The organism is Flavobacterium sp. P3_A6 (genome assembly GCF_056403035.1).
On sequence record NZ_JBFUGG010000004.1, the window covers coordinates 191,652 to 208,482 of the forward strand.

The 16,831-nt window shown below is 34.8% G+C and carries 22 protein-coding genes; 6 read left to right on the plus strand and 16 right to left on the minus strand.

The features are described from left to right. The first annotated feature begins 3 nt into the window (after positions 1-3). Positions 4-756, plus strand: a complete 753-nt coding sequence (locus AC1DVP_RS06135) for an ABC transporter ATP-binding protein (RefSeq protein WP_477182617.1) — start codon at positions 4-6, stop codon at positions 754-756. 95 nt (positions 757-851) lie between these two features. Continuing rightward, positions 852-1,823: an MlaD family protein gene (locus AC1DVP_RS06140; protein ID WP_477182618.1), complete on the plus strand. Its 972-nt coding sequence runs from the start codon at positions 852-854 to the stop codon at positions 1,821-1,823. 2 nt (positions 1,824-1,825) lie between these two features. Here AC1DVP_RS06140 and AC1DVP_RS06145 read toward each other — a convergent pair whose 3' ends face one another. Continuing rightward, complete coding sequence (locus AC1DVP_RS06145) at positions 1,826-2,947, minus strand: cysteine desulfurase family protein (protein ID WP_477182619.1); 1,122 nt, start codon at positions 2,945-2,947, stop codon at positions 1,826-1,828. Position 2,948: 1 nt separating this feature from the next. After that, positions 2,949-3,872, minus strand: coding sequence for an EamA family transporter (locus tag AC1DVP_RS06150; RefSeq protein ID WP_477182620.1), 924 nt, complete (start codon positions 3,870-3,872; stop codon positions 2,949-2,951). 204 nt (positions 3,873-4,076) lie between these two features. Here AC1DVP_RS06150 and AC1DVP_RS06155 point away from each other — a divergent pair, with 204 nt between their 5' ends. Further along, positions 4,077-5,027, plus strand: coding sequence for a hypothetical protein (locus AC1DVP_RS06155; protein ID WP_477182621.1), 951 nt, complete (start codon positions 4,077-4,079; stop codon positions 5,025-5,027). Between the two features lie 78 nt (positions 5,028-5,105). Here the strand turns inward: AC1DVP_RS06155 and AC1DVP_RS06160 are convergent, their stop codons facing one another. From AC1DVP_RS06160 to AC1DVP_RS06195, 8 genes are all read right to left on the minus strand, one after another. Continuing rightward, positions 5,106-5,654 (minus strand): Smr/MutS family protein, encoded by a 549-nt coding sequence (locus AC1DVP_RS06160; RefSeq protein ID WP_477182622.1) that lies wholly within the window; start codon positions 5,652-5,654, stop codon positions 5,106-5,108. Then, positions 5,644-5,814 (minus strand): hypothetical protein, encoded by a 171-nt coding sequence (locus tag AC1DVP_RS06165; protein WP_477182623.1) that lies wholly within the window; start codon positions 5,812-5,814, stop codon positions 5,644-5,646. The genes AC1DVP_RS06160 and AC1DVP_RS06165 overlap by 11 nt, the downstream gene beginning before the upstream one ends. A gap of 510 nt (positions 5,815-6,324) precedes the next feature. Further along, positions 6,325-7,683: a cell envelope integrity protein CreD gene (gene creD, locus AC1DVP_RS06170; RefSeq protein WP_477182624.1), complete on the minus strand. Its 1,359-nt coding sequence runs from the start codon at positions 7,681-7,683 to the stop codon at positions 6,325-6,327. Between the two features lie 25 nt (positions 7,684-7,708). Continuing rightward, positions 7,709-8,041 (minus strand): hypothetical protein, encoded by a 333-nt coding sequence (locus tag AC1DVP_RS06175; RefSeq protein ID WP_477182625.1) that lies wholly within the window; start codon positions 8,039-8,041, stop codon positions 7,709-7,711. 3 nt (positions 8,042-8,044) lie between these two features. After that, positions 8,045-8,701 (minus strand): DUF1361 domain-containing protein, encoded by a 657-nt coding sequence (locus tag AC1DVP_RS06180; protein ID WP_477182626.1) that lies wholly within the window; start codon positions 8,699-8,701, stop codon positions 8,045-8,047. A gap of 92 nt (positions 8,702-8,793) precedes the next feature. After that, a complete protein-coding gene (locus AC1DVP_RS06185) occupies positions 8,794-9,090 on the minus strand; it encodes a winged helix-turn-helix domain-containing protein (RefSeq protein WP_477182627.1) in 297 nt (98 codons plus the stop codon). Positions 9,091-9,093: 3 nt separating this feature from the next. Then, entirely contained in the window at positions 9,094-9,765 is a 672-nt protein-coding gene (locus tag AC1DVP_RS06190; protein ID WP_477182628.1) for a YiiX family permuted papain-like enzyme, read from the minus strand. Between the two features lie 83 nt (positions 9,766-9,848). Then, the gene (locus AC1DVP_RS06195; protein ID WP_477182629.1) at positions 9,849-10,454 is read right to left on the minus strand and encodes a hypothetical protein; all 606 of its coding nucleotides are present in this window, start codon (positions 10,452-10,454) and stop codon (positions 9,849-9,851) included. A 75-nt stretch (positions 10,455-10,529) separates the two neighbouring features. Between AC1DVP_RS06195 and AC1DVP_RS06200 the strand changes: the two genes are divergently transcribed. Beyond that, complete coding sequence (locus AC1DVP_RS06200) at positions 10,530-10,880, plus strand: DUF1801 domain-containing protein (protein WP_477182630.1); 351 nt, start codon at positions 10,530-10,532, stop codon at positions 10,878-10,880. 43 nt (positions 10,881-10,923) lie between these two features. Here the strand turns inward: AC1DVP_RS06200 and AC1DVP_RS06205 are convergent, their stop codons facing one another. From AC1DVP_RS06205 to AC1DVP_RS06220, 4 genes are all read right to left on the minus strand, one after another. Beyond that, positions 10,924-11,784: a hypothetical protein gene (locus AC1DVP_RS06205; RefSeq protein ID WP_477182631.1), complete on the minus strand. Its 861-nt coding sequence runs from the start codon at positions 11,782-11,784 to the stop codon at positions 10,924-10,926. A gap of 45 nt (positions 11,785-11,829) precedes the next feature. Continuing rightward, positions 11,830-12,741, minus strand: coding sequence for a hypothetical protein (locus AC1DVP_RS06210; RefSeq protein ID WP_477182632.1), 912 nt, complete (start codon positions 12,739-12,741; stop codon positions 11,830-11,832). Positions 12,742-12,764: 23 nt separating this feature from the next. After that, positions 12,765-13,583, minus strand: coding sequence for a 3-deoxy-8-phosphooctulonate synthase (gene kdsA / locus AC1DVP_RS06215; protein WP_477182633.1), 819 nt, complete (start codon positions 13,581-13,583; stop codon positions 12,765-12,767). A 155-nt stretch (positions 13,584-13,738) separates the two neighbouring features. Continuing rightward, positions 13,739-14,194, minus strand: a complete 456-nt coding sequence (locus AC1DVP_RS06220; protein ID WP_477182634.1) for a 2-dehydro-3-deoxyphosphooctonate aldolase — start codon at positions 14,192-14,194, stop codon at positions 13,739-13,741. 165 nt (positions 14,195-14,359) lie between these two features. On the opposite strand from AC1DVP_RS06220, the gene AC1DVP_RS06225 reads away from it, so the two are divergent. Then, the gene (locus AC1DVP_RS06225; protein ID WP_477182635.1) at positions 14,360-14,917 is read left to right on the plus strand and encodes a YeeE/YedE family protein; all 558 of its coding nucleotides are present in this window, start codon (positions 14,360-14,362) and stop codon (positions 14,915-14,917) included. 3 nt (positions 14,918-14,920) lie between these two features. After that, positions 14,921-15,334: a DUF6691 family protein gene (locus AC1DVP_RS06230; RefSeq protein WP_477182636.1), complete on the plus strand. Its 414-nt coding sequence runs from the start codon at positions 14,921-14,923 to the stop codon at positions 15,332-15,334. Between the two features lie 230 nt (positions 15,335-15,564). On the opposite strand, the gene AC1DVP_RS06235 is transcribed toward AC1DVP_RS06230, so the two are convergent. Continuing rightward, the gene (locus AC1DVP_RS06235) at positions 15,565-15,840 is read right to left on the minus strand and encodes an ATP-dependent Clp protease adaptor ClpS (RefSeq protein WP_477182637.1); all 276 of its coding nucleotides are present in this window, start codon (positions 15,838-15,840) and stop codon (positions 15,565-15,567) included. 40 nt (positions 15,841-15,880) lie between these two features. Further along, the gene (gene prmA, locus AC1DVP_RS06240; protein ID WP_477182638.1) at positions 15,881-16,714 is read right to left on the minus strand and encodes a 50S ribosomal protein L11 methyltransferase; all 834 of its coding nucleotides are present in this window, start codon (positions 16,712-16,714) and stop codon (positions 15,881-15,883) included. Positions 16,715-16,831 lie beyond the last annotated feature (117 nt).

Consider the following 16,831-nt stretch of genomic DNA (forward strand, 5'->3'; position numbering starts at 1 on the left):
GCTATGGAAAACAATATTGACAATATGAAATCCATTGTAGTCATCAAAGATTTGAAAAAAAGCTTTGGGGATAATTGTGTTTTGAATGGATTTAATCTGGAACTGTTTCAAGGAGAAAACTTGGTGGTCATGGGGAAATCAGGTTMGGGAAAATCGGTGATGATTAAATGTCTCATCGGGTTAGATAAACCCGATGAAGGAAGTATTGAAGTAATGGGAAAAGACATCAAACAACTTTCTCGGGAAGCTCTGGATGAACTTAGAACCGAGGTGGGGTTTCTTTTTCAGGGTAGTGCTTTGTATGATTCGATGTCAGTTCGAGAAAATTTGGAATTTCCTTTGAGACGTCACACCAAAAAAATCGGAATTATTCAAGATACCACTCCGCTAGTTATGGAAGCATTGGAAAGTGTTGGCTTGGCTAATACTATAGATTTGATGCCCAATGAACTTTCGGGCGGGATGAAGCGTAGAATTGCTTTGGCCAGAACTTTGATTTTGAAACCAAAAATTATTCTGTATGATGAACCAACAACAGGATTAGATCCCATTACGTCAAAAGAAATATTAATGTTGATGGTGTTTGTTCAAAAAAAATACAATACTTCATCCATAATTATAACACACGATGTAGATTGTGCCAGAATGATTTCAAACCGTATGATTTTATTGATTGACGGAATTAATTATGTCGAAGGGACTTTTGAGACCTTATTAAGCTCCAAAGATCCAAAAGTACAAGCTTTCTTTAAATGAGATATTAAGACTGTAAGAGCCTAAGTTGTTAAAAATTTAGTGATTCAATCTTAGTGGCTTAGAATCTTAGTAGCTTAGAAACTAATATAAAAAAAATGGAAAAAACTGCTTCAGAGAAAATTAAATTAGGCCTCTTTGTTATTTCGGGACTGACGCTTTTTGTTCTTGTCGTTTATTTTATTGGTAACAAACAAAAAATGTTTGGAAGAACCGATCATCTCACGGCTGTTTTTAGTAATGTGAATGGATTGCAATTAGGAAATAATGTTAGGTATTCGGGAATAAACATTGGTACGGTTCGAGAGATAGAAATGGTAAATGACACTACTATCAATGTGGCTATGATAATTGATAAATCAATGTTTCAGCACATCAAAAAAAATGCTTTAGCAAGTATTGGATCTGATGGTTTAGTGGGAAGTATGGTGATTAATATTACCCCTGGAAAAGGAAATCAACCACATATTGAACCTGGTGATGTTATCCAGTCCTCAAGTCGTGTCCGCACCGATGATCTGTTGAATACGCTAAGTGTAACCAATAAAAATGCCGCTTTACTCACAGCCGATTTGCTTAAAATTACAAAGGAAATCACTCAGGGGAAAGGAACTCTGGGAACATTAGTTAATGATACACTCTTGGCAGCTGATTTGAAACAGACCATGAATTATTTAAAAATGACCAGCAAAGGAACAACCGAAACTGTAGAGAACTTAAATAAAATGGTAGTTGCGTTAGGGGATAAAAACAGTGTGTTAGGTGTGTTAAATGACCCAACGGTTGCTCAAAAAATAAAAACCATTGTAACTAATTTGGATCAATCCAGTCAGGAAATAAACAAAGTGGTGACTAATTTAAATGCAACAATTTCGAATGTAAAAAACGGTAATGGTGCTATCAATTATTTGTCCAATAACCCTAATTTGGTCAAAAAAATAGACTCCACTATGACAAACTTAAACAAAGCAACAATTCTCCTGAACGAAGATCTTGAAGCGATGAAACATAGTTTTTTATTGCGTGGTTATTTCAAAAAACAAGAAAAGGATAAAAAGAAAACTAATTAATTTTAAATACTTTTCAATCCTTCTATCAATAAATCGACATCTTCTTTAGTGTTAAAATGGCTAAAAGAAATGCGGATATTTGGTTTTTTTAAATCATTTGGCGAGAGCATTTCTGCCAATACATGCGAAGGCCTGATACTTCCTGATTGGCATGCGCTGCCACGGGAAACTGCAATTCCTTTCATATCCAAATGAAATAAAATCATGGATGTTTTGCTTTCATCTAGCGGTAAAGTTACATTGAGCAGATTGTAAAAAGTATTTTCGCCATTGATTTTAAAATCAGGGAAATTTACTTTCAGTTTTTCGATAGCGTACTCTTTCAATGAAGCAATATAAAGGCTTTCGGTTTCAAGATTTTGATAAGAAAGTTCCAGAGCCTTTGCCATTCCTGCAATTTGATGTATGGCTTCGGTTCCTGGGCGAAGTCCTTTTTCTTGTTCTCCTCCAAAAAACAAAGGCTGTAAACCCGCATTTTTTCGTATAAAAGCAAATCCGGCTCCTTTCGGACCATGAAATTTATGGGCGCTGGCAACGATAAAATCAATGGGAGCGTGCTGTAAGTCAATTTTGGTTTTTCCTATAGACTGCACAGTATCCGAATGAAATAAAGCATGATGTTCCTGACAAATTTGGCTTACTCTATCAAGATCCAAAATTGTTCCCGTCTCATTGTTGATATGCATTAATGAAACTAACGTCTTTTTTTCTTCTGATAATAACTCGACTAAATGTGTCAAGTCCAGTTCGCCATTGGATTTTATATTTACGTAATCTACCTGAATTCCATATTCATTTTGAAGCGCCATTGCTGTATGAAGCACAGCGTGGTGCTCTATTTTGCTGGTGATGATGCGTTCTGTTTTTAAATCTTTTACAGCAGACCGCAAAATCCAATTGTTCGCTTCGGTACCGCAAGAAGTGAAAATGATTTCAGATGCCGCAGCATTTAGCTGTTTAGCGATTGATTTTCGAGAAAGTTCCAGAATATTTTTGGCATTGCGTCCTAAGCTGTGAGTAGAGGATGGATTTCCATAATCTTCGGTCAATATTTTGGTCATTTCCAGAATCACTTCCGGATGAAGTGCTGTAGTAGAGGCGTTATCAAGATATGCTTTTTTCATGCTACACAGATTTTGAATCCTGCACAATTGCTTTGGATTTATTTCTTTTGCCAAATAATATTTTCTTATTAAAAATAAGAATAGAGATTAAAATAAGGGAATAGGAAACCATCTGGAGCAGGCTTACTTCTTCTTTAAAGTAAAAAATAGCCAAAGTAAAATTGATTATCGGATTGATATACATTAGAATTCCCACGGTGGAGGAGTCGAGTCCTTTTAATGCATACAGGTTTAAGAAAAGCGGAATAATGGTAAAAAGCACAACAATGCAAAACAAACAGGTATAAAAAAAAGGATCAGTTGGAACTGCTCCGCTGTAGCTTGGATAAAAAGGCAAAATAAGTAAGGCTATAAAAAGCAACTGAATATTCAAAACCAAAAACTTATCAATTTCACTGTTCTTACGCTGACTAACCAAATACAGTGCATAGGTCGAAGCAACTACAAGACTGTAAAAAATATCCTGAAAATGATTCAGAGACAGTAAAACGCAGCTTATTGTACTGATGCAAACCGCTGTCCATTTCCACTTGCTTAATTTTTCATGAAGCAGAAAGAAAGCAAAAACGGTAGTCAGAATTGGACAAATCAAGTATGCCAATGAGCCTGCTTTGACGTTTACATGATTAATCACATATATAAAAATCAGCCAGTTGGAAGCCAAAATTAAACTTCCAACCAAGGTAAGTATGATGATTTTTTGTCTCTTTTTTTTAGGCATTGTTTTAAAATCATCCCAGTTTTTTTTGAGATTTTTTCGTCTAAAGATGAGATTTATGGCTGTCAGTGTAAATACGCTAAAAAAAACACGATAGAACAGTATGTCGAGGGAGGGATAAGAGGAAATAGGCTTTAAGGCCAGACTGAAAAATCCCCAGAGAAAAAAAGCTGAAAAAGCGGCAAAGTAGTAGTTGTATTTTTTCATTGCAAAGTAAAATTCGGTACAAAGATATGAATTTCTAAAGCTAATGAAATGTATTTAATTAAGGGCGTTTTGCTCATTTTCAACAGAAGCGTACGTTGTAGCAGCTTAAAAAAAATATAAAGTGGCAGCAAACCATACGTTTTTGGTGCGTAAAGTTTACGGAACAAATTAAATATTATATTTTTGTTCAAAATAAAACGAAGAATGAAACGATTTATAGGGATTTTATGTTGCGCAATTGCTTTTTCAGCTTGTGATGATGGAGATTTAGTAGTAGATACAATTAATTTTGATGAAATAACTACAAGCACTTGTGGAGAAGCAAACAATTTACTTTTTAAACTTAAAGGCAGTGAATCTTTGATTTTAAATGTTCCTGCTGCAACTTTTAAAGAAGATGCCACAGCAGAAGATACTCCAATTAAATTAGATATCAATAAGACAAACCAAGTGGTGTATAATTTTTATGACGGTAAAGTGACTTCTGATAATATCTGCGATTTGATTCCTCCGGCAACTCCTAAGGTAAAAACGCAATGGAACGCTTCCTCAGGGATTATCCAAATAACAACAGAAACTGTAAAATCATCAAATGAGACTGATAACAGTACAAAAATAACGGGTTATAAGCATAATATTATTTTTAAAAACATCACATTTGCCAAAGGTGACGGTACTACTCAGTTTTATGAAAGCTTTATATTCGGCGATTATTTGAAAACGATAACTCCATTGCCATTGACTTTTGATCAGACATTATCTCTTTGTGACAGCGGTTTGGTTTATGAATCCAATGCCACCGAATCGTTAACACTTAAAATTGATCCGGCATTAATTCTTAATGAAGTTACACCTGCAGATAAGCCAAGAACAGGAACAATAGGATCTGTTAAGAATATATTGGTTTACCGCTTGTTTAATAGCGTTGTGACTTCAGATTATTTTTGTGCAGCAACGGAACCGACAGTGCCAACAGTTAAGGAAGAATGGTTAGGAAAAGCTGGAGCTATTATTGAAGTTACCACTACTACAGTTACTGCTAATACTTTTAAACATACTATAGTTTTAAAAAAGGTTAGCCTTGAAAAAGGCAATAGCAATTTCTTATTGGGAGATAAATACTTATATGGAGAGCTGCAGACTATTAAACCATAAAGTGAAAAAACAAAACAAAAAAACGCCAATGCTTATTTTTTAGCATTGGCGTTTTTTTAGTTACAAAGCGAGAGTTGCTTATTTGTTCTGTTTAAAGTAAACTTCGGTGGCACCTTGACCATATTTTTGATAATTGGCATCCTGAAAAACGATATTGTCATAACGCCCTAAAAGAAAATCCAATTCGGCTTTCAAAATTCCTTCTCCCACTCCGTGAATAAAAACAATTTTCGGAATCCGGTTGCGGATAGCAAATTCAATATGGCGCTGGGCAGTTTCTGCCTGCAGTGTCAAAATATCATAATTGGACATACCGCGTTTATTGGGTACCAATTTTTCGATATGCAGATCAAATTCTGGAACAGGCAATTCATTTTTGTCTTTTTTCTCTTTTACAAAACTGCGCGGTTTCGGGATTTCCTTTTCCTTTTTTATTTCATTGATATTAATGCCTTTGATTCCTTCCATCAGATTGGCGGATTCGCCAATTTTAATAAGTTCGCTGGAAGCAAAATTCATTACAAAACCATCTGCAGTTTCGATAGTAACTACACCATCTTTTACTGATAAAACAATACCGTCTACTGCTTCATCCAGCACCGAAACTTTATCTCCTTTATTGAACATCGTCTTCGTTATTATCTTGATTATCTTGGTTTTTACTTGGAGTTTTGCTGCTTAAACGCATCATTCCCATCATGAAAATGACAATGGCAACCACCATTACATATACATTTTTATCGGCACTTGTTTGTTCGTAGAACGCAACGCCAATAGCTAGAGCCATTATCAGAATTACAAATTTTTTCATATATAGATAATATTTGTTTTTTTATTGGAATATGGAATTCGCATAGTTGATATTGGTGTTTGCGAACCCAATTAGGTTCATGCTCATTTCATCATTTCATTTTCAGGCTTCAAAAATACTAAACTTTAAGAGAGTATTGTTGAAAGCTGTATAAAAATAATGGCGCATCTCCTTGTGAAAAATTGCGTTCGTTCCTCTCTTATTTTCACAAGGAGTCGGGCTTTTGGCTTTATCTTTATTTTTTTAAAGGAAAAAAATAAAGGATATCACCGCAATCCCTTACGCAAAGGACTTCGAGAGAATAAATGTTCTTAAAGACCGAAATGCCCTAGCCCTGATTGCTTCACCAGTTCACTGTCGCTCGTATGAAGTGGAAATCCTTGCTGGCCGTCTCGTCCCAAAAGACGAGAGGCCAGCAAGATTGCAGCGGATAGCAGGACACGAGCGAAGCGAACTGACGAAGTAAATAGCTCCTAATTATTCACCTTATTTATTCCAGTCAATTTTTCTTGAAAAGTACATTACAGCGGCCAGTATGCAGAATAAACCGATGCTTCCTACTAATAAAGCGTAGTTTTCCAATTGGATAATGACGTAGATAAAAGTGTATAATCCTGTGAGTGAGGCGGCGATAAACAGCCGAAATTTGTGTCCTTTTAGGATGGAAACGGAATACAGCGATATCAAGGTGATTACTGCCACCGCTGCAATCAGATAAGCTTTCATAAAACTGCTGTGCTCGGTGATGGAAATAAGCAGGGTGTAAAATAGAATGAGTGCCAAACCAATCATTGAATATTGGAAAATGTGAATTCTGATTTTGCTGATCGATTGGATTAGAAAGAAAATTAAAAAGGTTAGGCCAATTACGAGAAAGCCATATTTTGCTGCTCTTTCGTTTTGCTGATATTGGTTTACCGGAATTACAAAATCGACTCCAAAGGCATAGGTTCCTAAATCTGGCAGAATTTCGAAGAATTGCTGTGAAAAAGCTCTGTTGATATGCAGGATTTTCCAGTTGGCTGTAAAGCCGTTGGCATCGATTTTTTTGGTTTTATCATCCGGAAGAAAATTGCCTGTAAAACTTGGCGAACTCCAGTTGGACTGCATGCTTAGCTGCGTGGTTTTACCAATAGGCACCATTTTTATCTGTTTGCTTCCATTATAAGTGATATCAAAACTAAAGTTGGTTTTATCTGTTTTTAAAATGCTTTTCAGGTCAATAAAACCAGTTTCTAGAGCTTGCGTAGAATCGTTTGCATTGGTGCTGTAAACAGGCTCGAAAGTAAATTTTGCACCGCCAAGATTGATTTTTACTTCGTCTTTGATGCCCTTTAAATTGGTGGTTTTGATCAAAATTGTGGCTTTGTTCCATTGAATGACTTCGGCAGGAATGTTTTTGCTGCTAAAATCGGGCTGAATGTAATGGCCTTCAAAATTCATTTTGGAACTGTAAACAGCCGATTCGTAATTGTTTCGGTTAAGAACTTTGGTCGTTACATTGGATTTGGCTTTTAGATCTTCGGGAAAGAAATAAGCGTATTTTGTAATTGCTTTTCGCTGTTTGACAGTTTCATTTGTTTTTTGATTGATGGATAAGGTTTCGTCAAAAGTGGTGTAAGGGACTTTTAATATAGGTCCGTAGAAATAGACGCTTTCTCCCCATTTATCATTGATTTCGGTAATGACTTCTTCCTGGCGAAACGAACGTTCGGTTATCAGGTTTTTGACAAATTCCAGCGGAATCAGCAATACTAAAGTTAATATCACAACCATAATCATTTTGGCGGTATTGGATTGAAAAAAGGGTGTTGGAGTTGGGTTTTGATTTTCTGTTGTTTCCATGTTTTTTGTTGTTAAAGGTTTTTGATTAAAAAGGTGAATTGGCAAATGCCAAGTAAAATAGTGTACCCAAATACAAGAACGCTATTGGAATATTACTTAATAGTATTAAAATTTTTATCCCAATATATTTCCGTTCTTGTGGCCGAATGTAAAAATGATAGAGCAGGTGAGAGAACATAATAATGTTGAGAATACTTGCCAGCACAATGAATATAAATCCAATAATTAGAATAAACGAATTGTCTTGCAGTGTTAGAAAAAGTATGAAAAACAGGGTGCCGATTGCAAAGCAACTAAGAGCAAGTTCCGTAGAAGCTCTGCCTTCAAAAGGCTCTTCTTGAATTAGGGTAGTTTCCATGATTTATTGGTTTATAGTTGAATAGATTTTTTTTAAGGATAAAAACAGATAGATGTAGACTCCAAAATAAAAAGAGAACAACAAAGCATGAGCAGATGATAAGGAGACTAGTGTAGCGCGGATTATTTCAAATGGATTACTGATAATATCCCAGCTATTGTATCTGAGGATTCTGCCCAAGTAAATACCTATGCCGCACAAAAAACAGATTGCTGGCATTAATAAATTGGTGATTAGAGTCGAAGTGTAGGTTTTTATAATGTTTTCAAATTCTATCAGTGAAATAATGCCAAGTGAAAATCCAATTAGTGCGTATGAGCTTATGACCACCAAATCAAACCAAAATAAATGGTTGCTTGATTGCGATAAATGAATCAAATCGGTAAGAATGTAAAACGAATTTGGCAGAAAAAGAAGCCAAAGAATTAGCAGGGAGAGTGTCTTAATTTTGTTTTTTTGAATGGTAATTTGAGTTTTCAAGCAGCTGATAAAAAGATATGGAACGAATGCCAGAAACAGATTCCAAACTAAAAAAAAGAGATAAATGGTATTGGTTAGCTTGGTTCGGATAACGAGCAAAATCAGGCAGTAAATTGTAAATAAAAGCAAGACGCTGTTAATTTTTCGGTTACTGTTGAATAGTTTGATGATGAACTGCATAGTTTTAGATTTTAAAAGTTTTGATTTGAATCTGGAATGTTTTTATTTTAAAAAGTACTTTGAATTTCAAAGTTTAAAATTAAAAAAAGAGTTTAATGTTTCTGTATTAATTTTTCGAGTGCATTGATATGGTCTTGGAATGCTTTGCGCCCATTTTTGGTTGCTCTGTAGCTTGTATTTGGTTTTTTTCCTATGAATTGTTTTTCAATACCAATGTAATTTTCCTGTTCCAAGGCTTTGGTATGACTGGCTAAATTACCGTCGGTAACGCCTAATAACTCTTTCAAAGTACTAAAATCGGCCGACTCATTGACCATCAAAACGGACATGATTCCCAGTCGGATGCGATGATCAAAAGCTTTATTGATATTTTGAATAATATTTTTCAAATCTTAGTAAGTGTCTATTATCGTGGTTACTATTTTGGATTGTTCCAGGTTTGACGGCGCTATAACATTTTCCTCGAGCGGGATTTTATTACCGTATCTTTCTGCTAATATTGCTTGAACCCGGATGTCTTTTAAATTAAAATCTTTCAATTTTTGTAATGGACATAATTCGATTCCAGCTCCGTTTTTGTATATTTTCCATATCAGTTCGGAGCAGTATATTTTATCATCGGACCATTCGAAGTATAAATCATAATCTTTGTTGTTTAATGAATTTCCATAGGCTTTCATTTTTTGCAGTGTTTGTGCATTTAGGATTTTGGATGCATTTTTTAATCGGGTAACTACAAAATGATTTTCTTTTCCATGAGTAATCCAGTCTTCTAGAGGTGTATATTTTACTGGCTGTACGGCTTCAAAAACATACTTTTTTCCTTTCTCAATAAAAATAATACCGCAATGAGAAAATTTAGAGTTGGTTGCTATCCGAACCGCTTCGCATTGCTTGGATTGTGAAGTTTGAAAAATCATATCGCCTTCTTGAGCCTTATCTAGCAAATTTTCTGGACGGGTTCCAAAAAGGATATTCCCAAACATCGAATTGGCAACGAACAATGCGCAGCCAAAACTCATGAGAAAGGTGATTATAGCAAAAAGATATTTCATTTTTTTCATTTCTGTGCTTTTTGTTGCCATGCGTTATGTCGGGATTCTCTATGTTATATTTTATCTGAAATTGGTATTCTGCAGTTTTAATTTTAATTCCGATCGTACTTAAAGTGCATCATACTTCCATAAATAATATGGCAAAGCCCAAAACCCAATGCCCAAAATTCCAATCCATATCCCGAAAATTCGGTTGCAAAAAGTCCTATTATGATAATCGTGATGCCTAGGTAACGTACATCTCTTAAGGTATATTTGCTCGCATTTACGCAAGATAAACCATAAAAAATAAGGGTTACAGGAGCTATTAAACCGTAACTTCCGTTTCGCAGTAATAACAGTCCGAAAACTCCTCCGGTAACTAGCGGAATCAGGAAGTTGATTAACATTCTTTTGGAAGAAGAATTCCAAGCTGTTCCGCCTTCTTTTTTTACTTTATTAATTGTGAGCATCAATGCTGTTCCAACAGATAAAAACAAAACGCCAAAAGCAGTTAAGACAAGCATTTTGAATGTATTGCTTTCCAAAGTGATAATGTCGCTGTTGTGATTTTGGATTAATTCATGGCCAATATAGGCACCAATCAAAGCGTAAACCCCAGCCAAAATTCCAGACAAACCACTCAATGAGATAAACTGTGTGGATCTGTTCATCATATTTTTGATGTCACTGATGTCTTGTAAATATTTTTCTTCCATATATAAAGTACTTTGAAATACAAAGTAAGTGATAAAATTTAAGAAATGCAATACTTTTTTGATTATTTTTATTGAATGAAACTCACAGACGAATATATCTATAGGCAGCCAGAAAAGTATCAAGCGATATTGATGCATTTAATTAGCGTGTTTGAAATGGAAATCCCTGAATTAGTATTGCTTTTTAAATGGGGATTCCCTTATTTCTATTATAAAAAAAGAATGTTTTGTTATTTGTCAGTTAACCATAAGCAGGGATTTGTGGATGCGGGTTTTGCAAGAGGATTTGAATTGACAGGAAACCAAGAGCGTCTTATCGGCGAAAAAAGGAATACTGTAAAATCGTTGCGTTATTATAATTTAGAGGATATTGATAATGTTATTCTGACTGATGTGATAAAAGAAGCTGTTACTTTGTATAAATAAAAAAAATCTCCCGAAGGAGATTTTTTTTATCTGATAAGAAGATTTATAATCTGAAGATACCGCCAAAAGAAATAATAGTTTCTCCATACCAAAAGTGATGCTGTGCGTGATCATCGGTATAAGTAGTTCTTACGTCAGTCATATTGATATAACCGCCTTTTAATTCGGTTAGCATATAAAAATGCTTAAAAAAAGTGAAATTTAAACCTGCATCTGCAGAGAATCCATAACCCGAAATATGAAACTCATCATGTCTTTGTTTTCCAAGAACGGTAGCATCTGTTCTTGGTACTAATATTCCCATACCAAGCCCTTGAGTGAAATTCAGCTGAAAAATATCAGTATTTCTAATACCAAATAATGAAGAAATATCAACATAATGAGCTGCTTCGGTAAAGACATAATTTAATCCATTGGTATGCTCAAACTTTAAAAATTTTCCATCAGACAAATCTACTGATTTATTGTTGTAGATTCCGTTGAATTGAGAACCGGCTTCAGTTGAAGGCAGATTAATGTTTCCATTAATCATGGCAGTCTGATTTTGAGTCATCACATATTTCATGTGATCGATCCCAATAGAAACATTAAACTTGTCGTGAAAGAAATATCCAACCTTCCAATTGGTCTGAGATGAAGTTAAACTTCCTGGTTTAATATAATCGATATTCCATCCTTTTGGTAAATCATGCGATTGCGCATTTTCTACAGTAAAATTATACCCTTCTCCTTCAAAATGAATATCAGAAGTAGTGTAGTAACTTCTATTTCCTCCCCAGTGCGCAAAGAATTTTCCTTTGTTGTGTGCAGTGTACAATTCTGCAGTTGGAGCATTGTTTTGGGCAAAAGCATTAACAGTAAGAAAAAGAACTAAAAAAGCAGTATATAAAAAATTTGTTTTCAATGTCTTTAAATTTGATTAATGATTTTTATTTTATGTGAGAGTATTTTATAATCTAAAGATTCCTCCAACAGCAATGATTCTTTGGAAAAAGAAAAAGTCTTGCGAAGCTTTATCATCGTTACTTGCAGTAGTTCTAATATCTTGCATATTGATGTATCCACCTTTTAGCTCACCTTGAATATAGAAATATTTGAAGAAAGTAAAGTTAATTCCCGCTTTTGCAGATAAGCCGTAACCAGAAACGTGAAAATCATCATGACGTTCTTTTCCTAAAACAGTTGCATTTGTTTTTGGGTATAAAAGTCCTGCACCTAAACCTTCAGTTAAATTAATTTGAATTTTATCTGTATTAGGCAAACCAAACCATTTCGAAATATCGTCATGTCTTGAAAATTCTGTATTAACGTAGTTCAAACCATCCGTGTGTTCGTACATTAAAAAAGCAGGAATACCTTGCTGAGTAGTACCTTTCTCAAAACCACCTTCCTGAGCACCATTTTGAGACATATCTACAGGTGTATTATTATAAACTCCGTTGTAATAAGATCCAGATTGATCAGCAGGTAAATTAATATAACCAGTTACATTAGCCGTTTGAGCTTGGCTCATTACATACTTCATGTGATCCCAACCAATAGCAACACTGTAATGGTCGCTAATGAAATATCCCATTCTAAAGTTAGTTTGCGGAATTGTCATGTTAGCAGGATTCACGTAATCAACATGCCAACCTTTTGGTTTGTCGTGAGCAACCATGTTATCAACTGTAAAGTTGTAATCTTTTCCTCTGAAGTTCACATCAGATTTAGTATAACTTTCTCTGTTTCCACCCCACGAAACGAAGAATTTTCCTTTGTTATGGGTAGTATATCTTTCCTTTTTTATAGGGTCATTCTGTGCGAATGTATTAATTGAAATAAATAAAATTAATATAATGGAGTATAAAAATGTTTTCAATGTATTGGTATTCTATGTTAAAATTAAAATTGGTTTATGGTTTTTCTAATGGCAACCAATTTATTCATCAATGGTTCAAAGTAATCTAAATGCAGCATATTAGCGCCATCGCTTTTAGCATTAGCAGGGTCAAAATGCGTTTCGATAAAAATACCATCAACGCCAACAGCTATACCTGCTTTGGCAACAGTTTCAATCATATCAGGTCTACCTCCGGTAACGCCTGCTGTTTGGTTAGGCTGCTGTAAAGAATGCGTTACATCTAGAACTGTGCTGGCATACTGCTGCATGGTAGGGATGCCTCGGTAATCTACAATCATATCTTGATAACCAAACATAGTTCCTCTGTCTGTTACTATTACGTTTTGATTGTTGCAGTCTAATACTTTTTGAACGGCATGTTTCATGCTTTCAGGACTCATAAATTGCCCTTTTTTCAAGTTTACCACTTTTCCAGTATTGGCAGCAGCCACAACTAAATCGGTTTGACGAACAAGAAATGCAGGAATTTGCAAAACATCTACATACTCTGCAGCCATAGCAGCATCTTCGTTAGTATGAATGTCAGTTACAGTTGGCACGCCAAAAGTCTTGGATACTTTTTCAAGTATTTTAAGTGCTTTTTCATCACCAATTCCAGAGAAACTGTCAATTCTGGAACGGTTCGCTTTTTTAAAAGATCCTTTGAAAACATAAGGGATTTGTAGTTTATCAGTAATGTCAACCAATCGCTCGGCGATTCGCATTGCCATTTCTTCGCCTTCTATAGCACATGGACCAGCAAGCAAAAAGAAGTTACCGCTCTCAGTATGTTTGATTTGAGGTATATTTTGTATGTTCATATTGTGTTTTTTTTGAAAGTGCAAATGTAGTTTGAATTTGCGGTTTCCGAATTAGATTTTGTATTTATTTTTACAAGTGCCAAAGCTATAATCAGGAGCCGAACTTCTATAAAAATAAAAGTATAAAGAAGTAATGTTGGCTAGAACAGTAAGAGTTATAATTCTAATTTTTTCAGGCTAAGACCAACTGGAACCATCAGCTGACCTCTCTCGTAAATGTTCAGATATAAAATAATCGGAGTTTTTAAGCCTTTCCATTTTAACTCATATACGTCAAGAAAGCCGGCTCCCATGTCACTTGTTTTAGTTGGAAACGGGCAGCAGTTTTCTAATTTGGTAAAAGTTATTTTTTCGCCCTTTGGCCCCGCCAGAGCATTAAGGAAATATCGCTGGTTGATTGTGTCGTTCTTTGTGCCTCCATAAAAGATGTTGATTGGGTAATCTTTATTATAGCCATATTTTTTGTCTTTGCTGTAGACTGTAATTACAAATGCATTGTTTTTTACTACAGGTACTGGTGCTGAATTGTCTATGTTTTTTAGAGAAGATTTAATGCTTCCGCAAGAAGCCATAAGCAGGGCTAAGGTAATGAATAAGATTATTTTTTTCATTTTGGTGGTTTAAAATTTTAAGTGATGCGATTCTACTACAAATATAAAAAGAACTTTACTCGATTATCAAAATCTAATCAGAAACCGCATAAAATTTTGTCAAAAAACAGATGAATGGATAGATATGTCAAAATCCTTTATATTTGTAATCAAAATAATTAAAATATGAATCCAATATTTCAAACATGGCCATGGTATGTTTCGGGCTTTTTAATAGGGATGGTGATGCTCGCACTAATCTATTTTGGAAAGAATTTTGGAATGTCTACCAATCTTCAATCGTTGTGTTCCATGACTGGGTTAGGAAAGCGTATTGCTTATTTTGATTTTGACTGGAAAGCAAACAGATGGAATTTTGTTGTAGTTCTTGGTGCTATGGCGGGAGGTTTTGTTGCTGTACATTTTATGAGTGATCCGTCTAATGTTTCAATTAACCCGCAGACAATTGCTCAGCTTTCTCAACTGGGAATTGATGCCCCCGATGGCCAGTTAATGCCAAAAGCTTTATTTGGAGAACAGATTTGGCAATCTCCCAAAAGTATTCTGATACTTCTAGGTGGCGGAATTTTGATTGGTTTTGGAACTCGTTATGCTGGCGGATGTACCTCTGGACACGCTATTTCGGGATTGAGTAATCTGCAGTTGCCTTCTTTGAAAGCGGTAATTGGTTTCTTCATCGGCGGATTGATTATGGCTCATTTTTTATTACCCTTATTATTTTAGATTATGAACGTATTAAAATATTTTTTGGTAGGTTTCCTTTTTGGAATCGTGTTAACCAAGTCTGAAGCGGTTTCCTGGTACCGTATTTATGAAATGTTTCATTTCCAATCTTTCCACATGTACGGAATCATTGGGGTTGCTGTTACGACTGGAATCTTAGGGATCCAAATTATAAAAAGAAAAAACATCAAAGATATCAAAGGTTTGCCAATTGAAATTCAGGAAAAAGATAAAGGCACTGTCAGATATTTAATTGGAGGGATTTCGTTTGGTTTAGGTTGGGCATTGGTGGGTTCTTGTCCGGGACCAATTTTTATATTGATTGGAGCAGGATTTTTGCCAGTAATCATTGTACTTATTGGAGCATTGATTGGGACTGTTATCTATGGTGCTTTAAAAAGTAAACTGCCTCACTAGGGCTGAATAGTACTGGGCCTAAAGTTTAATAATTTTTTAGGTTATTTGCGGTTAAGCAGCTACAAATTAAAATGACTAAAACTTTGTAATCATTTTAATTTGTAGCTTTTTTTGCTAAGTTAATATTATTTAAATCTGGAATTTATTGTAATAAAAAAGCCTATTCAAGATTGTACTTCTTGAATAGGCTGATAAAAACTCATTTTTGGAATGGTTCGGTTCGTCGTAACTTAGATTATTTCAGCGCTCAAACCAGCTTCTAATAATCCGGTGCATTGTATTTTCAATTTATCATATTCACCAGTTTTTACTGTACATTTTCCGTTGAAATGAACTATAAGTGAACATTGTTCTGCTTGAATTGGTGTGTGGTCGCAAACACGAACTAAAGTATTGATAACATGGTCAAAAGTATTTACATCGTCATTGTATACTATGATTTCGCTGTTCATAGAAGTAACTTCCTGCTCTCTTCTTTTTTCTTTTACTTTTTCTATTGTACTCATGCTTTTAGGTTTTTGTACATCGTTAATTTAAAGAATTGTACTAATTTACGTATTTTAATGATACCCAGTTATTTTTTAGGAACTTTTTTACATAGGTTAGCCCTTTTTCTGAGCAAGAAGCATCAATATAAGGAATGTCTTCTTCGTAGAAACCGCTAAATAATATTGTTCCCTTTGGGTTCAAACTGTCTACATAGCTTTGCATGTCATTCAGCAAAATATTTCTGTTGATGTTAGCTATGATTAAATCATATTTTTTGTCTTTCAATAAGGCAGCATCTCCTTCATAAACGGTTATATGTTTACAATTATTGCGCTCGGCATTTTCGATAGAGTTCAAATAACACCAGTTATCAATATCAATTGCATCAATAGGCTGAGCTCCTTTCATTTCTGCAAGTATTGCCAAAATTGCTGTTCCGCAACCCATGTCTAATGTTTTCATTCCTGTGACATCTGTTTCCAGCAAATGCTGAATCATCATGTGTGTAGTCTCATGGTGACCAGTTCCAAAACTCATTTTGGGTTCAATTACAATGTCATATTCGGCATCAGTTTTTTGGTGAAAAGGGGCTCGAACATGGCAATTTCCTTCTACATCAATAGGTTCAAAGTTTTTTTCCCATTCTTCGTTCCAGTTTACCTGCTCGATTTCTTCGTAGTTATAATTGATTTTAAATTCTTCTGAATGCAGTATCTGAATGTCATCCAGTATCATTTCATCCCAAAGATCTTTTTGGACGAAGGCCGAAATTCCAGTTTCGGTTTCGGTAAAGCTTTCAAATGCTTTTTCCCCTAATTCTGCGATTAATATCTCCGATCCCAGTTCTTTAGGTTCTATGGTAAAATGATACCCTATATAAATGTTTGACATGTTTAAATTTTTTGCAAATATAATGATATAAGATGCATTCCTTTTTTGAAATTTAAAATATTTTAAGTTATTGCTTATTGACTTGATTTTGAAAAAAGCTTTTTCCTGTTTTCTGTT

Coding starts and splice junctions, on each gene's coding strand:
- AC1DVP_RS06150 (WP_477182620.1), bottom strand. CDS start 3,872: ATGAAAAAATACAACTACTACTTTGCCGCTTTTTCAGCTTTTTTTCTC.
- AC1DVP_RS06165 (WP_477182623.1), bottom strand. CDS start 5,814: ATGGCTCTAGCTATTGGCGTTGCGTTCTACGAACAAACAAGTGCCGAT.
- AC1DVP_RS06140 (WP_477182618.1), top strand. CDS start 852: ATGGAAAAAACTGCTTCAGAGAAAATTAAATTAGGCCTCTTTGTTATT.
- prmA (WP_477182638.1), bottom strand. CDS start 16,714: ATGTCAAACATTTATATAGGGTATCATTTTACCATAGAACCTAAAGAA.
- AC1DVP_RS06190 (WP_477182628.1), bottom strand. CDS start 9,765: ATGAAAAAAATGAAATATCTTTTTGCTATAATCACCTTTCTCATGAGT.
- kdsA (WP_477182633.1), bottom strand. CDS start 13,583: ATGAACATACAAAATATACCTCAAATCAAACATACTGAGAGCGGTAAC.
- AC1DVP_RS06145 (WP_477182619.1), bottom strand. CDS start 2,947: ATGAAAAAAGCATATCTTGATAACGCCTCTACTACAGCACTTCATCCG.
- AC1DVP_RS06200 (WP_477182630.1), top strand. CDS start 10,530: ATGAAACTCACAGACGAATATATCTATAGGCAGCCAGAAAAGTATCAA.
- creD (WP_477182624.1), bottom strand. CDS start 7,683: ATGGAAACAACAGAAAATCAAAACCCAACTCCAACACCCTTTTTTCAA.
- AC1DVP_RS06230 (WP_477182636.1), top strand. CDS start 14,921: ATGAACGTATTAAAATATTTTTTGGTAGGTTTCCTTTTTGGAATCGTG.
- AC1DVP_RS06160 (WP_477182622.1), bottom strand. CDS start 5,654: ATGTTCAATAAAGGAGATAAAGTTTCGGTGCTGGATGAAGCAGTAGAC.
- AC1DVP_RS06195 (WP_477182629.1), bottom strand. CDS start 10,454: ATGGAAGAAAAATATTTACAAGACATCAGTGACATCAAAAATATGATG.
- AC1DVP_RS06180 (WP_477182626.1), bottom strand. CDS start 8,701: ATGCAGTTCATCATCAAACTATTCAACAGTAACCGAAAAATTAACAGC.
- AC1DVP_RS06225 (WP_477182635.1), top strand. CDS start 14,360: ATGAATCCAATATTTCAAACATGGCCATGGTATGTTTCGGGCTTTTTA.
- AC1DVP_RS06175 (WP_477182625.1), bottom strand. CDS start 8,041: ATGGAAACTACCCTAATTCAAGAAGAGCCTTTTGAAGGCAGAGCTTCT.
- AC1DVP_RS06155 (WP_477182621.1), top strand. CDS start 4,077: ATGAAACGATTTATAGGGATTTTATGTTGCGCAATTGCTTTTTCAGCT.
- AC1DVP_RS06220 (WP_477182634.1), bottom strand. CDS start 14,194: ATGAAAAAAATAATCTTATTCATTACCTTAGCCCTGCTTATGGCTTCT.
- AC1DVP_RS06235 (WP_477182637.1), bottom strand. CDS start 15,840: ATGAGTACAATAGAAAAAGTAAAAGAAAAAAGAAGAGAGCAGGAAGTT.